General features: G+C 66.8%; 10 protein-coding genes. 5 read left to right on the top strand and 5 right to left on the bottom strand.

Going from position 1 to position 15,430, the window contains the following annotated elements:
* Window positions 1-161: 161 nt before the first annotated feature.
* The 5 genes from AWC07_RS18080 to AWC07_RS18060 all read right to left on the bottom strand — a co-directional run bounded on the left by AWC07_RS18080 (window position 162) and on the right by AWC07_RS18060 (window position 12,608).
* Window positions 162-4,598 (bottom strand): protein kinase domain-containing protein, encoded by a 4,437-nt coding sequence (locus tag AWC07_RS18080; protein ID WP_036409874.1) that lies wholly within the window; start codon window positions 4,596-4,598, stop codon window positions 162-164.
* Between the two features lie 106 nt (window positions 4,599-4,704).
* Window positions 4,705-5,586, bottom strand: coding sequence for a DegV family protein (locus AWC07_RS18075; protein ID WP_036409873.1), 882 nt, complete (start codon window positions 5,584-5,586; stop codon window positions 4,705-4,707).
* 147 nt (window positions 5,587-5,733) lie between these two features.
* A complete protein-coding gene (locus AWC07_RS18070) occupies window positions 5,734-9,006 on the bottom strand; it encodes an MFS transporter (RefSeq protein WP_085105177.1) in 3,273 nt (1,090 codons plus the stop codon).
* Window positions 9,007-9,277: 271 nt separating this feature from the next.
* On the bottom strand, window positions 9,278-11,266 hold the full coding sequence (locus AWC07_RS18065; protein WP_139829765.1) for an ATP-dependent DNA helicase: 1,989 nt from the start codon (window positions 11,264-11,266) through the stop codon (window positions 9,278-9,280).
* A gap of 34 nt (window positions 11,267-11,300) precedes the next feature.
* Window positions 11,301-12,608, bottom strand: a complete 1,308-nt coding sequence (locus AWC07_RS18060; protein WP_036416806.1) for a nicotinate phosphoribosyltransferase — start codon at window positions 12,606-12,608, stop codon at window positions 11,301-11,303.
* Between the two features lie 66 nt (window positions 12,609-12,674).
* Between AWC07_RS18060 and clpS the strand changes: the two genes are divergently transcribed.
* The 5 genes from clpS to AWC07_RS18035 all read left to right on the top strand — a co-directional run bounded on the left by clpS (window position 12,675) and on the right by AWC07_RS18035 (window position 15,421).
* Window positions 12,675-12,980 carry an ATP-dependent Clp protease adapter ClpS gene (gene clpS, locus AWC07_RS18055; protein WP_036400296.1) on the top strand — a complete coding sequence of 102 codons (306 nt, stop codon included), beginning with the start codon at window positions 12,675-12,677 and terminating at the stop codon, window positions 12,978-12,980.
* A gap of 24 nt (window positions 12,981-13,004) precedes the next feature.
* Window positions 13,005-13,592: an oxidative stress transcriptional regulator AosR gene (aosR, locus tag AWC07_RS18050; RefSeq protein WP_036416808.1), complete on the top strand. Its 588-nt coding sequence runs from the start codon at window positions 13,005-13,007 to the stop codon at window positions 13,590-13,592.
* 16 nt (window positions 13,593-13,608) lie between these two features.
* The gene (locus AWC07_RS18045) at window positions 13,609-14,649 is read left to right on the top strand and encodes a P1 family peptidase (RefSeq protein WP_036416810.1); all 1,041 of its coding nucleotides are present in this window, start codon (window positions 13,609-13,611) and stop codon (window positions 14,647-14,649) included.
* On the top strand, window positions 14,630-15,064 hold the full coding sequence (locus AWC07_RS18040) for a M67 family metallopeptidase (RefSeq protein ID WP_279628892.1): 435 nt from the start codon (window positions 14,630-14,632) through the stop codon (window positions 15,062-15,064). Before AWC07_RS18045 ends, AWC07_RS18040 begins: the two co-directional genes overlap by 20 nt.
* A gap of 84 nt (window positions 15,065-15,148) precedes the next feature.
* A complete protein-coding gene (locus AWC07_RS18035; protein ID WP_036419927.1) occupies window positions 15,149-15,421 on the top strand; it encodes a MoaD/ThiS family protein in 273 nt (90 codons plus the stop codon).
* Window positions 15,422-15,430: the final 9 nt, after the last annotated feature.

Below are 15,430 nucleotides of genomic sequence, written 5' to 3'. Positions count from 1 at the left end.
GGTTGGCTGACCAGTCTCGAAATCCACAGGTTGGCTCCTCCGGGGTGCCGGCTCTTAGCTTAGGTGCCGGAACTGTCCATGATCGAGATCAGTGGCACCGCTGCCAAGTGTCAGGAGCTCCCAATTCACACGGGTGGGGTGGTGCAAAAGTGTGCGAGCAGCTATCGCCAGTACACCTCGTGGATGCGGTGGTGATCCTGCAGCCCTTTGAGTTGCTCCTCACGAGCTTCGCCGAACTGAAACTCCTGACTTCCGGCGACCAGCTCGCGCATTACCGCCGACACAAGGATCTCGTTGCCGTTCGCTTTCGCCGCGATCCGCGCTGCGAGGATGACATTGTGCCCGAAGAAGTCCTCCTGTTCGCGGATCACCTCACCGGCGTGCAGTCCGATCCGAACGCATGGCACCTGGCTGCCAAGACGATCGCGAAGGGCCGCGAAGTCGCGCTGGATCGCGATCGCACAGCGGATCGCGCTGCTGGCGCTGGCAAATGCGACCATGAATCCGTCGCCCTGCGATTTGACCTCGAAGCCACGGTGCTCGCTCAGATGACGACGGATAACCGCGTTGTGGCGGTGCAAAACCTTTAGCCACTGCCTGTCGCCAAGCTGCTCGGTGAGCACTGTGGAGTTTTCGATGTCCGAGAACATGATCGTGACGGTTCCGTCGGGCGCTGCCACTGCGCGAAGGTCGGGACGGTTCTGTTCGACGGATTGCGCAACGTCGTCGAGCGCCGTCCACCCGAGCGTTGACTTCTGTTCCCGCTGCTCCTGGCGCAGCTGCGTCAGCCGCTCCACTTCGACGCGCATGCCGAACCGCCGCGCGTACGAAAGCCCCTGGTCAATCAGGCCCATCGCCTTCTCGCGACCCCGGCCGTCGGATTGTTTGAGCAGCGTGCGAGCGTACTCGTAGCAGACCCGCGGGGTCACATAGGTGGAGCCGACTTCGGCGTTACGCGCGAGGGCGAGGTCGAAGTGGCGCACCGCGTCCCGATCGTGGCCGGCTGCGGCAGCTGCGAAACCGAGGAACGCGTGGTTGGAGCCCAGGCAGCCGGCTCCGCCAAGGAATAGCGTGCACAGGTCCGCATAGGGCGTCAGCAGCTCGTAGAGTCCACTTGCAGCCTCGCGGTCGCCGATCGCGATCGACGCAATCGACAGCGCGCAGACCGACGTCAACCAGTCGCTGGTCTGTTGAAGCGCCCGGAAGCTGTCGGCCGTTAGATCCGCGAACCTGGCACGGGCCTCATTGAGCTGGCCGGTCTCGGTGAGCAGCCACACGAACGCCGACGGCCACGCCTGGCCGTAGCGAGCGGCGGCCTCACGGCCGAGGCCGGTCAGCTGCCCCAGGGTGCCATCCGCCAATTTGGTCAGAAACGACTGCGCGCCAAACACAGCTCTCGCCGCCTCGGGCCGGGCACGCTGGCCAATCGACAGGGCCTCCAGCGCGAGACGCCCGGCCTCCTCACAGCGACCCTGCATCAGCGCTCGCATGGTGCGGAACACGGCCGCCTGCCATAGGTATTGCGGCTGGTGCAGTTCACTCGCCATCCGGTCGCAGACCGCGATCTCCTCATCGACTGTGTGAAAGTCGCCGAGCTGCGCATGCGCGATCAGCCGCAGGTGGTGACCCTCGAATTCCATATCGCGGTCACCAACGATCCGGGCGAGCCGCACCATCTCCTTGCCGGACGCGACTGCCTCGTCGAGGGTGTCAGGGCCCATCGTCGACCACTGGCGGCTGTGCATGGCCCGCAGCATGATCTTCGGGTCGCCGACCCGCTCTGCCATCTCGACGGCTTGCGCGCTCAACCGCCCGGCTTCGTCCATAGCCTGCTTGCAGCGAAGCTCGAGGGCCAGCCGAGCGAGGACTCTCACTCGCAGCGCGGTGTCCCGCACCGGCAGCATGTCGAGTGCCTCAGTCAACATCGCCGCCAACCGTTCATCAGCCTGATCGGTGATCGAGATGCGGGTTGCACTACCCCCGTATCCCAGTGCGGCACGAGCGTAGTGGTCATTCAGCGCCAGATCACGTGCCGTCTCCGCCGCCTCGCCGAACGTCGCGCGGGCACGCTCGGCCTCGCCGGCCCGCCAGCTGGCATCCCCGAGCGCCAACAGCAGATCGCACCGGCGCCGCGGCTCCACTTCCGAAAGCGAGTCGAACAGCCGCAGCGACGTATCGAAGAGGCTAACCGCGTCTTCGTAGGCATACGTCGTCACCGCCCGTTCGGCCGCCCACCACGCGTAGTCGGCCGCCTTCGCGATGTCTCCCCGCGGAGCTGCCTTGGCGAAGTGGTATGCGATCTGTGACAGATGCGACTCGATCCGCTCTTCATAGACCTGCTCGAGGGCTTCGCCGACGGCGATGTGCAGTTGGCAGCGGTGCAGCGCGGGAAGGTCGTCATACAGTGCGTCGCGAGTCGCGCCGTGGGCGAAGACATACCCGCCGGGCTCGCCGACGCACGGCCGTACGATCGTTTCGTCGAGCGCCGGCTGCAGCTGTGCCAGCACGGCGTTTGCCTCAAGCCCACTGATCCGCGTCAGGATCTGCAGATCGAACTCACGGCCAATCACGGCGGCGGTCGACAGCAGCTTGAGCGTCTCGTCCGGCAGCGCCTCAAAACGATGGGATACGACCTCTCGGACACCCCGGGGGATGCCGAGTTCCTGGCCTTCACGGAAGTCGACAACCCACCGATCTTTGCGCCAGACGAGCACTTGGGAGTCGATCAGGTGGCGAGCGATCTCCTCGGCGAAGTAAGGGTTGCCCTCCGATTCTCGGCAAACGGTTTCTGCGAGCTTGAGCTCGCGTCGCCGCGTCAGCGGTTGCTGCAGCACCGCTTCCAGCATGGCTTTGACGTTGTGATCGGAAAGTCCCCGCAACCTGATGTGCGCGTAGCCCCGCTCCTTGCTCAGCGCGGTGAGCACAACGTTCAAGTAGTGGTCGTCGGCGAGCTCGTCGTCACGGTAGGTGCCCAGCAGGAACACACGTGAGCGGGCTAGCTCGCGCGCGATGAACTGCAGGAGCATGAGCGAGGGGCGGTCGGCTTGATGCAGGTCTTCGAGGAATATCGCCAGCGGCTGGCGGTCAGACGCGCTGATCAAGAATCTTGAGATCGAATCGAACAGCCGGAACCGCGCCTGCTCGGCGTCGAGCGGGGGTGATTCGGGTATCTCGGGCAGCTGCTCGCGCACCTCAGAAACGATCTGGGCGATCTCGAACGCGCCTGAGCCCAATTCAGAAGCCATTGTCTTCGCGTCGCGCTCGTGTGCGTAGTCGCGGATCACCTGCACCCACGGCCAATAGGCGGGAGCACCGGCGCCCGCATAGCAGCGGCCCCACAAAACCTGTGCGCCGCGTAGCGCAGCGTAGGCTGCGACCTCCGAGACAAGGCGCGTCTTACCGATTCCGGACTCGCCACTCACCAGAACCGAGCGTCCGCGGCGGCTGATCGCGTCATCGATCGCGGCGCGTAGTTGCTGGGTCTCCCGCTCTCGCCCGACGAACGTGCTGTCGGTGATTCGGTCGAGCGCGGCCACGTCACGAGGCGCGCTATCAGCACCAGCGACCGTCGCGGCGATCAGGTCGAGTGTGTCGCGAACCTCGGCCGCTTCCTGGGGACGGGCTTCCGGCGGCTTCGCCAGCATCTTCAGCAGTAACTGGTCAAGGGCAGCTGGAACACCGGTGCGATGTCCGCTCGGAGCGATTGGTGCGGTCGAGACATGCTGGGAGACGACGGCGGCGGGCGACTCGCCCACGAACGGCGTTATGCCACAGAGCAATTCGTACAGTAGGGCGCCCAGCGAGTAGATGTCCGAACGCGCGTCGGAGCCGCGACCGAGGCCCTGTTCGGGCGACATATAGGCGACTGTTCCGATAATCGTCCCCTCGCGCGTCAGCCGCGAGCTGCCCTCGGCTACCGCAAGCCCGAAATCGCCGAGCTTAGCGGTACCGTCGGGCGCCAGCCACACGTTCTGGGGCTTGACGTCACGGTGCACCACACCTTGGCTGTGCGCGTGCGCGAGCCCGCTGGCGATGTCCGCCCCGATTCGAACCACCTGCTCGATGGCGATCCGGTGATCAGCCGCGTCTGAGAGCAGGTCTTGCAGGTCACCTCCGGCCATGTATTGGCTGATCAGGTATAGCTGGCCCGCCTCTTCGCCGAAGTCATACACGTTGACGACGTTTGGGTGCTCGCCAAGCTTGGCCATCGCCTCGGCCTCCCGGCGCGCGCGGCGCATGGCGGTCTCGTCCGTGCCGTCGGCCTTGAACAGCGCGGCGGCCACCTCGCGTTGCAGGCGGGTGTCGGTGGCGAGGTACACCCGTTTGCCGGCGCCTTCGCCGAGCAGGCGACCGAGTATGTAGCGCCCGTCCGACAGTGTTGGTGGGGCCGGGGCGCTGGTGGGTTGCGCCGGCACGGACCCCACGCCTAGCTTGCTGCCGCATTCGTCACAGAAACTGCGCGAGCCCGGGTTGGGCGCGCCGCACCCTGGGCAGGCGACCTCGACGACGAGCGACGCGCCGCAGGCGCCGCAAAACTTGGCCTGAGGCCGGTTGGCGGCCCCACACTTGGTGCATTCGACACTCGCGACCGTACTCATCGGTCAGTTACCACCGCGCCGTGCCGACGAGGCTGCGGGGCCAACAGCACCCCACGACGAAGATGGGTCCCGGTCACCGGGGCCGTTGTCGGGAATGATCGTGACGTCAGCCACGCCCGCCGTCCAGTGCGGTGCCGGGAAGACCGCCGACCCACAACGATTGAGGACCGAAGTTGATTGCGACCACCGGTCCGTGCTCGGAGACGAACAGCGGCTCGGTACCGAACAGCCCGGCGAGACGGTCTGCCAGCTGCTGCGCGTCGTCATGCGCATTCGTGTGTTGTACGAACCATCGATCGGCGCCGGCCGGACGGCGCTGTCGCATCAATTCGACCAGCCGCTCGGTACCGCGCTTGCGCGTGCGGACACGCTCGACAGCCTTGGTTTCCGATTCGATCGTGATGATCGACTTGAGGTCGAGTGACGAGCCGAGCCACGCCGCGGCAAGGCCGATCTTGCCGCCGCGCCTTAGATACTCGAGAGTCTCGACGAGGACCCACACCCGGACCTCTTGACGCGCCCGGCGTACCCGCTCGATCACGCGTGAGCGGTCTTGCCCCGCGGCTGCGGCACGTGCGGCAGCCAGTGCTTGAACTCCCATACGCCCGCCGGTGCCGGCCGAGTCGATCACCACCACGCGCTCACCGCCGCGGCCCTCAGATTCCAGCTGCGCCGCGGCCTGCCGAGCATTTGCGCAGGTCGGGGAATACGCGGAGGTGAGCAGGACCGAGACGACGGTGTTGTGCGTCTGCAGCAGCCGTTCGAACACCGCGATGTAATCGTCTACGGTTGCCGGCGACGTGGTGGCAACGTACTTCGATGCCTCGAGCTCGGTGTAGAACCTGTCGGCATCACCGTCGAACTCTGATTCGCGCAGCCGACCGGTGCCCAGGTCGTAGTACATCGACACCACCGTGATGTCGAGATCCTCGATGAGCGTGCGTGGCAGGCCGGTATTGCTGTTGGTAACCACTGCGACGTCAGCCATGCGGATTCTCCCGTTCGATCGTAATATTCGTGAGCATCCCGTGTCCGGGGTGCCGTGAATATCGTTGGCGGCCAGGGAGCCCGATGGCCTCGGCCACCGTTTGCAGCGTGAGTTCGATTTCGGGAACGCCGCTGCGGCCAGAGCGGATCATTGCTGCGCTCGGCCGTGCGCCAACGCCATGATCTGGGGCAGAAGTTCGCGGGTTGCAATCCGGCCTGCCTCGCGGGCCTGGTCGATCTGGTGGAACTCCAGGAATCCGACCTTGCTCGCGTCAGGTCGGATCGCGAGGTCGGCCCGTGCCAGCTCCGCCGTCGACGCCATCCCGCTGCCGATCGTCATGGTGCGGATAAGCGTGTCGACGATACTCGGCACCCGGGGAGTATCTGCGGCGGAATGTGGCCCATTACCCGTGCCGATCTGGACCGCGATCACCGGGCCCTCTGGGCCCGCCAACGTGGCCACGGGCAGGTTGTCCAGCACAGCACCGTCGACGTGCAGCGTACCGTCGTAGACCTGCGGCGCGTACAAGCCGGGCAGGCGCATAGAACATCCGATGACGTCGGCCAACCGGCCGCGCCGATGCACCACGGCACGCCGGGCCAGCAGGTCGACACTGACGCAGCGGAATTGCTTCGGCAGTTCCTCCACCAGCAGCTCTCCGAAGCCGCTCTGAAGAGCGGCCATGGTGCGCCGTCCACGGATGAGTCCCTTGCTCGGCACGGTGTAATCGGAAATCAGATTGTTGCGAAGGAAGTACTCGTAGACGTAGGCGTCTATCGCGACTGCGTCCATACCCGTTGCTCCGAGTGCCGCGATCATCGAACCCATACTGGTCCCGGCGAACCGGTCGACCGTCAGCCCGGCGGCCTCCAACTCCGCCAGCACACCAAGGTGAGCGAATGCCCGTGCGCCCCCACCACCAAGGACCAGCCCGACCGAGCAGCCCGCGATGCGCGCGGCGAGTGGGCGCAGGTCAGCGGCCGCGTGTCCGGGGCGGACTGAATGCACCGATCGCGGCGTGATCAATTCCTCCCATGCGCGGCGGTGTGCGCGCTGGGCGCACGGTCCGGCGAACACGAGGTCGGCGCCCGCGGCGCGTGCCGGAAGTGGTTGCGGTGGCGTGGGATTGCCCGCGATCAGCACGATGCGGTCGGCGACCCGCAAGCAGAAGTCTCGCCAGTCAGCGTCGTCGAACGCCGCCGCGAGCACCACCTTGTCCGCGACAAGCTCGGCATTTTCCAGTCCGTCGCGGTCGACACGGCCGGGGTTGACCGCCCGTAGCCTCCTCGACAGCCCAGTGACCAGCTCAGTGGCCACCATCGACGCGGGCGCGTCAGCATCGACCCCGACAACGGCGACGACCGCCTCCGGGGTCGGCAGCCGCGGGACCGCCGGTGGTGGTGTCTGATGCAGCCGGGTGGCCAAGACCCGGACCAAGGCCTCGAGCATGCTCGCGTCGGCGATCTTGTCGAAGTCGGCCTTGGTAAGTCGCACCAGCGTCGAGTCGCGCACGGCTCTAATTGATGCGGAACGGGGCGCCTGGATGAGCAAGCCAAGCTCACCGACGACCTCCCCGCGGCCCAGCTCGGTGACTACGACGTCCTTGTTGACGACCTGTAGCCGGCCGTTACGTACCACATACAGGCAGTCGGAGGGATCACCCGCATGAAATAGGTACGCGCCCGCCTCGAGCTCAACCAGTTGGGCACGGTCCCGCAGTTCCGCCAAGGCGGCCGCATCCAGCCCGGCAAACAGCGGCAGCGATGCGAGCAGATCGGGCTCGCGGGCGGCGGTCGCCTGCGGCTGGTCGGATGCGGATGCCGGCTGGGCCGCCGGTCTCAGCGTCAGCGGGTCGATTTCCGGTCCAGGCGCAGGCTCATCCGCGTCGGTCGCGGAGTGGCGGGCGCGGCCCAGAACCAGCCCTCCCATCGCGACCAGCACAAAGCAGATCGCGGCTAGTACCCATCCTCGCCGCAGCGCCGCTTCGAGCGCGCCCCGCGCCGGCGTGCCGATCACCACCACGAGCAGCGCGACGCCGATCACGGAGCCGAGTTGGCGGACACTGCTGACCACTGCCGAGGCGGTGGCGTAGCTGGCGCTCGTGCCCAGCCCAGCGAGAGCGGCACTGCCGAGCACCGGCAATGTTGCGCCGACTCCGATGCCCTGCATCATCTGGCCGGGTAGCCACTCACCGAGGAAATCCGGCGCGGACCCGACGCGCTCGGCGTACCAGAGCAGGCTGGCAGCCCAGATCAGTGAGCCGACGACGACAATCACGCGGTAACCGTGCCGGTCGGCGACGCGGCCAAGTACCGCCGCGACGACTGCCGCAACGAGCGCAGCCGGGGCGATCGCCATACCCGCCCGCAGCAACGTGTAGCCCCATACATAGTTCAGGTACAGCACATGCGTGAGCAGGTAGCCGTAGAACCCTGCGCTCGCGATGGCGGTCAGTACGTTGCCGGTCACAAAGGACCGCACGCGCAAGAACGCCGGGTCGATCAGCGGGGCGGGGTGGCGGCGCGAGCTCAGCACAAATCCGACCATCGCGACCGCCCCGGCCAGCATCGACCCGACGCTCGCCGTGCTGAGCCAACCCCAATCCGTACCTTTGACCAATCCAAGGGTGACGAACCCGAGCGAGATGGCGAGCAGCGCCGCCCCTCGCAAATCAGGTATATGCCGGCGCCCTGGAGCTCGGCTTTCGACGAGCCCCCGCCGCGCCACCACCACCGCCACAATGCCGAGCGGAAGGTTCACTAGAAACACCCACCGCCAGCTCGAGATCTCCACGATGGCACCGCCGATGGGGGGGCCGAGGCCCGATGCGAGTGCCGCCGCCGCACCCCACAGGCCGATCCCGTGTGCGCGGCGTGCGGCCTCGAAGCCCTCGACGACGAGCGCAAGTGATGCCGGTATCAATATCGCTGCGCCCACGCCTTGCAACACACGGAACGTAACCAATTGCCCGACGGTGGCGGCGGCCGCGCACAACACGGATGCGGCCGTGAACAACACCACGCCGTAGATGAACATCCGCCTGCGGCCGAGCAGGTCCGCGAGCCTGCCGCCGGTTACCAGGAATGCGGCTAGAACAATGTTGTAGGCATTGAGCACCCAGGACAGGCTGCTGATGTCTTGGCTGTGGAAGTACCGCTGCATAGCCGGAAAGGCGACGTTGACGATCGTGGAGTCGAGAAACGCGAGGAACGCACCGAACGCCGCTACCAGTAACACCGCCATTGACGAGGGCTTGCGGCGCCGGGTGAGCGGGGCGACGGACCGGCGCCGATGGCGTGGTCTGCCTATCCGGATCGTACCGGCGTCCAGCGGGGTGGCGGTCTGGGTGCTTGTGTCCTCCACGCCTAGGGCGGTGCGGCTCGGTTGAGTTCCGGACTTAGCCACACCCTTGGACGCCATGACGCCCCTCCATTCAGTGCTGCAGCTGCCGACCTGGTTTGCTGAACGGCCGTCGGGCCATTGCCATTGCCAGACTCGATGACTGAAAGAAGGCGGCTGTGCCCGCGGTTGATTTTAGAGCTGTGTCATGTGGAGTTGGAGTGGGTTTCGCGTGGTTTGTACCAGGTGACTGCGGCAGTCGGGCGATATGGGGCACCGCCTCTCGATCAAGCTCACACATCGTCGGTATGTTTAGGCCACATCGGTGCATCGGTGGTAAGTCCGTGATTTGTCACGCCGAACGGTCGTCCGGGACGGTGCGTAGGCGCGTCAGTGCGTCGCGGACCTGGGCGGCGTCGGTCGTCTGCCAGAACGGCGGCAACGAAGCTCGCAGGTAGCTTCCGTAGCGGGCGGTCACCATCCGCGAATCCAGCACCGCCACCACCCCACGGTCGCTGACTCGGCGCAACAGTCGGCCCGCGCCCTGCGCCAGCAGCAGCGCCGCATGATTCGCGGCGACGGTCAGGAAACCGTTGCCGCCGCGAGCCGCCACCGCGCGCTGTCGGGCGCTCAGCAGCGGGTCGTCCGGGCGGGGAAACGGGATGCGGTCGATCAGCACCAACGACAGCGATGGTCCGGGTACGTCGACGCCCTGCCATAACGACAGGGTGCCGAACAGGGAGGTGGCGGCGTCGGCGGTGAACTGCTCGACGAGCGCGGAGGTGCTGTCGTCGCCCTGACACAACACCGGCGTGGAAAGCCGTTCGCGCATGGCGTCGGCGGCGGTGCGCGCCGCGCGCATCGAGGAGAACAGGCCAAGGGTCCGCCCGCCGGCCGCGGTGACGAGTTCGGCGATTTCGGTCAGCTGCTCCGCCGACCCGGTCCCGTCACGACCGGGCGGCGGGAGATGGGCCGCCACGTAGAGAATTCCCGACTTGGCATGCTGGAACGGCGATCCCACGTCCAGGCCCCGCCAGGGAGTGTCTGAGGGCCTGTCTGAAGTCAGGCCCCAGGCCGCCGCCATCGCGTCGAAGGTCCCGCCGATTGCCAGCGTCGCCGAGGTCAGCACCGTGGTCGAACGGGCGAACACGGCAGTGGCCAGCAGGTTGGCGACTGACAGCGGAGCAACCCGCAGCACGCTGCGGGGCGAACCGCGGTTCTCCTCATGGTCGAGCCAGACCACGTCGGTGCGCTCGGGGATCGCCGGCGTGAAGGACGTCAGTATTCGCGACGCGGTATCGGAGATCTCGGCCAGGGCCGCCGCGGCTTCGGCGCGCGCCGACGCCGCCCTCGCGTCGCTGGTGCTGTCGATCGCTGAGCGGGCCGCGCCGGCCGCGTCCCGTAGCGCCGTCAGGTACGTCGCCAACTCGTCGTCGAGGTAATCGATGCGGCCGGGTGACGCGTCATGTATCGCCGAGGTGAAGGTCGCCGACGCCGCTTCCAACCGCTCGAGCACCTCCGGGCCGACCAACCGGGCGATCCGCCGCGCGGTCACACCGAGGGTTGCCGACGTCAGCTCCGCGGTGGCCACCGAAGTCACCCGGTCGGCCAGCTCGTGCGCCTCGTCGACCACCAGGAGCCGGTGTTCGGGCAGCACCGAGGATTCGGCAACGGCGTCCACGGCCAGCAACGCATGATTGGTGACGACGATATCGGCCGTACCCGCCCGGGCGCGTGCTCGTTCGGAGAAGCACTCGGAGCCATACGGGCACCGGGCCACGCCGACGCATTCCCGCGCGGAGACGCTGACCTGCGACCATGACCGATCGGCCACACCGGGTTTGAGGTCGTCGCGGTCTCCGGTGTCGGTTGTGGCCGCCCATTCGGTGAGCCGTTGCACGTCGCGGCCCAGCGCGGTCACGGCCACGGGGTTGAAGAGTTCCTCCTGCGGCTCGCCGGCCGGGTCGGTGGCGGCGCTGCCGTTGTGAACCTTGTTGAGGCACAGGTAGTTTCCCCGCCCTTTGAGCAAAGCGAACTGCGGCCGGCGGGGCAGGGAAGCGGCGAGCGCATCGGCGAGCCGGGGTAGGTCGCGATCGACGAGTTGCCGCTGCAGGGCGATCGTTGCGGTAGATACCACGACGGGCTCGTCGTCGCCGACCGCACGGACAATCGCCGGAATCAGGTACGCCAGGGACTTACCGGTGCCGGTGCCGGCCTGGACGACGAGGTGCTGGCCGGTTGCGAAAGCCTGCGCCACGGCGTTGGCCATCTCCAGCTGGCCGCGGCGTTCGCTGCCGCCCAGGGCTGCCACGGCGACGGCCAGCAACTCGGGAACAGACACCTCAGGCGTGGTTACTCCCTTGTCCAATCGAATCTCAGGGCGCGATCGTCTGCGTTGGAATGGCCGGTTCGCCGGGTGACAACTTCAGACCCTCCCACGGCAGGCTTAGCAGCCCGGACGCCACCAGCTTTCGGGCTGCCGTCAGGTCGTTGTCAGCTACCACGTCCCCGCCGCGGACCAGCGGCGTGGTCAAAGCTCGGTGCGGCTCGGTGGTGGTCGGCGGGCGCCCCGCCGGATGCACGATTTCCTCGGTGATGGTGCCCGTCGGCTTCGACAGCCGCAGCGCTTCTTTGTGGCCGCCGCGGGATTCCTTGTGGCTGCTGCGTTTTTGCACGGGAATGCCGTCGACCTCGACCAGTTTGTACACCATGTTCGCGGTCGGCGCACCCGAGCCGGTGACCAGCGACGTCCCGACGCCGTAACTATCAACCGGCTCCGCGCGCAGCGCCGCGATGGCGAACTCGTCGAGATCGCCGGACACCATGATGCGGGTCTGGTTGGCGCCGAGTTGGTCGAGCTGCTCGCGGGCTTGGCGGGCCAGCACGCCCAACTCGCCTGAGTCGATGCGGACCGCGCCGAGCCCGTTACCGGCGGCAGCGACAGCGTTGGCGATGCCGGTGGTCACGTCATAGGTGTCGACGAGCAGCGTCGTGTCCGGACCCAGCGCCTCGACCTGGGCGCGGAATGCGGCTAACTCTGACACAGCCGAGGGGCTGTCCCGGTGCGCGTACAGCATCGTGAAGGCGTGGGCCGCGGTACCCTGGGTAGGTATCCCGTATCGTCGCTGAGCCTCCAGATTGGACGAGCCCGCGAAGCCCGCGACATAGGCTGCCCGAGCCGCGGCAACCGCGGCGCGCTCATGCGTCCGCCGTGAGCCCATTTCGACCAGTGGGCGGCCCTCGGCGGCGCTGACCATCCGTGCCGCCGCAGACGCGATCGCCGTGTCGTGATTGAAGATCGACAGCACCAGCGTTTCCAGCAGCACGCATTCGGCGAAACTGCCGTGTACCGAAAGCACCGGGGAACCGGGGAAGTACAGTTCGCCTTCCGGGTAGCCGTCGATATCGCCGGAGAAACGAAAATCCCGTAGGTAACCCAGGGTCTCGGAGTCGAGGAAGTGGGCCAGCAACTCGCACGCGTCGTCGTCGAATCTGAACTGCGGCAACAGCTCCAGCAGCCGGCCCGTTCCGGCCACCACCCCGTAGCGGCGGCCGGCGGGAAGCCGGCGGGCGAACACCTCCCACGTGGTCCGGCGATTGGCTGTGCCGTCACGCAGCGCGGCCGCCAGCATGGTCAGCTCGTACTTGTCGGTCAGGAGCCCGGCGGGGACCCAGTCATTCACCCCGCAACCGTATCGGTTGGCGTCGGGGGCTCGGTATCCACCGCAGTGGCTCGCTATCCTATGGCTATGGTTGCTGCATCAGCGCCCGCCAAGCCCGGATCGACCGGGCAACGCGAGTCCGCGCCGGTCGATGTAACGGCCAGTCCGTGGGTGACCATCGTCTGGGACGACCCGGTCAACTTGATGAGCTACGTGACGTATGTGTTCCAAAAGTTGTTCGGCTACAGCGAGCCGCATGCCACCACGCTGATGCTGCAGGTGCACAACGAGGGAAAGGCAGTGGTCTCGGCCGGCAGCCGGGAAGCCATGGAGGTCGACGTGTCCAAACTGCACGCCGCCGGATTGTGGGCGACGATGCAGCAGGACCGGTGAGCTTCGAGGGTATCCGGATCCAGCGTGCGCAAATGGAAGCGCGTCGAAACCCGCAACGGCCCCCGTTTTCGGTCAGCCTTGGCTCCGCACGAGGCAGCCCTGCTCAAAAATCTGGTCGGCGCGATGGTCGGTCTGTTCGATGAACGCGAATCGTCCACTCCGAAGGACGAACTCGAAGAAATTACCGGCATAAAGACCGGCCACTCCGACCGTCCGGGTGACCCGACGCTGCGTCGGCTGCTGCCGGATTTCTACAAGCTGGATCCGGGCGACCCGATGACCCTGGATGCCTCCGAGACGCTTAACGCCGCCCTTCGCAGTTTGCATGAGCCGGCCATCATCGACGCCAAACGCGGTGCGGCACAGCAGTTGCTGCAGACGGTCCCGGAAAATGGCGGTCGGTTCGAGCTGACCGAGTCCGATGCCAACGCCTGGGTTGCTGCCGTCAACGATTTGCGGCTGACTCTTGGAGTGCTGCTCAACGTCGGTCCGAAGGGGCCCGAGCGGCTGCCGGCTGACCATCCCATGGCCGCGCACTATGACGTCTATCAATGGCTGACGGTTCTGCAGGAGTACCTCGTCCTGGTGCTGATGGGTAAGCCCGCCGGATGATCGCGATGGCAGCCGGATGAACGCCATCACCGACGTCGACGGCATTCGTGTCGGCCACTACCAGCGGCTTGACCCCGACGCGTCGCTCGGCGCCGGCTGGGCTTGCGGCGTCACCGTTGTGGTGCCGCCACCCGGAACGGTCGGTGCGGTCGATTGCCGCGGCGGTGCGCCGGGAACCCGCGAGACCGATCTGCTGGATCCGGTCAACAGCGTGCGCTTCGTAGACGCGGTGCTGCTCGCCGGCGGCAGTGCCTATGGTCTGGCCGCTGCCGACGGCGTCATGCGCTGGCTGGAGGAGCATCAGCGTGGTGTGTTGCTGGGCCCGGGTGTGGTGCCCATCGTTCCGGCCGCGGTGATTTTCGATCTGCCGGTTGGCGGCTGGGAGTGCCGGCCCACGGCCGAATTCGGTTACCTGGCCTGCGAAGCCGCTACGACCGATGTTGCCGTCGGCACCGTCGGCGCCGGCGTGGGCGCGCGCACCGGCGTCCTCAAGGGCGGCGTCGGCACAGCGTCTGCCACGCTGCCGTCCGGCGTGACCGTCGGCGCGGTCGTCGTGGTGAACTCGGTGGGCAACGTCGTCGATCCGGCGACCGGCCTGCCGTGGATGGCGGAGCTGATCGACGAGTTCGAGCTGTCCAAACCGCCCGCAGAGCAGGTCGTGGCGTTGGCGCAGCTGCCGACGGAGTCGAGCCCTATGAACACCACCATTGCGGTGGTCGCGACGGATGCGGCGCTGAGTCCGGCGGCGTGCCGGCGCGTCGCGATCGCCGCTCACGACGGGCTGGCCCGCTCGATCCGGCCGGCTCACACGCCGCTGGATGGCGATACCGTCTTCGCGCTGGCCACCGGTGCGGTCGAGGTGCCGCCGGACCCCGGCATACCCGCCGCTCTCTCGCCGGAGACGGGGCTGGTCAGCGAGGTGGGAGCGGCCGCCTGCGATTGCCTGGCCCGAGCGGTATTGGCTGGTGTCATCGCCGCCGCGTCGGTGGCTGGAATACCGAGCTACCGCGGCATGTTGCCCGGAGCATTCGGAACACGTGCGGAAGGGAACGGCTGAGGTGCTGGTGATTCGTGCCGACCTGGTCGATGCGATGCTTGCCCATGCACGACGCGATCACCCTGACGAAGCCTGTGGTGTGCTGGCGGGGCCGGAGGGTTCCGACCGCCCCCAGCGGCATATCCCGATGACCAATGCCGAGCGATCGCCGACGTTCTACCGTTTCGATTCCGGCGAGCAACTCCAGGTCTGGCGATCCATGGAAAGCGCCAACGAAGTGCCGGTCGTCATCTATCACTCGCACACGGCGACCGAGGCCTACCCGAGCCGTACCGACATCAGCCTGGCCGCCGAACCGGAAGCACATTACGTGCTGGTTTCCACCCGTGATGCCGAGGGTGTTGAGCTACGCAGCTATCGGATCGTCGGGGGCGCCGTCACCGAAGAGCCCGTCCATGTCGTCGAGCAGTACTGAACATTTGTGAAAGTCCCCGGAAAGTCCCCAGAAAGTCCCCAGAAAGTCCCCAGAAAGTCCCCAGAAAGTCCAAGGAATGCATGTATGAGCGTCACCGTGTCCATCCCGACCGTCCTACGACCCCACACCGATGGCCAGAAGCGCGTCTCCGCGAACGGCGACACGCTCGGCGCGGTCATCAACGACCTCGAAGCCAACTACTCGGGCATCTCCGAGCGGCTGATCGATAACGGCAAGCTGCACCGCTTTGTGAACGTCTACGTCAACGACGAGGATGTGCGGTTCTCCGGTGGTCTGGACACAGTGCTGTCCGACGGCGACTCGGTCACCATCCTGCCCGCCGTGGCGGGCGGGTAAGTGGAGCGC

This window comes from Mycobacterium gastri (genome assembly GCF_002102175.1).
In the GTDB taxonomy this organism is placed as follows: Bacteria; Actinomycetota; Actinomycetes; order Mycobacteriales; family Mycobacteriaceae; genus Mycobacterium; species Mycobacterium gastri.
This window is presented reverse-complemented; position numbering and strand designations above follow the sequence as displayed.

What these genes read in the sequence shown, in the direction of transcription:
- AWC07_RS18045 (WP_036416810.1), top strand. Translation starts at nt 13,609, where the DNA reads ATGAACGCCATCACCGACGTCGACGGCATTCGTGTCGGCCACTACCAG.
- clpS (WP_036400296.1), top strand. Translation starts at nt 12,675, where the DNA reads ATGGTTGCTGCATCAGCGCCCGCCAAGCCCGGATCGACCGGGCAACGC.
- AWC07_RS18035 (WP_036419927.1), top strand. Translation starts at nt 15,149, where the DNA reads ATGAGCGTCACCGTGTCCATCCCGACCGTCCTACGACCCCACACCGAT.
- AWC07_RS18080 (WP_036409874.1), bottom strand. Translation starts at nt 4,598, where the DNA reads ATGAGTACGGTCGCGAGTGTCGAATGCACCAAGTGTGGGGCCGCCAAC.
- AWC07_RS18070 (WP_085105177.1), bottom strand. Translation starts at nt 9,006, where the DNA reads ATGGCGTCCAAGGGTGTGGCTAAGTCCGGAACTCAACCGAGCCGCACC.
- AWC07_RS18075 (WP_036409873.1), bottom strand. Translation starts at nt 5,586, where the DNA reads ATGGCTGACGTCGCAGTGGTTACCAACAGCAATACCGGCCTGCCACGC.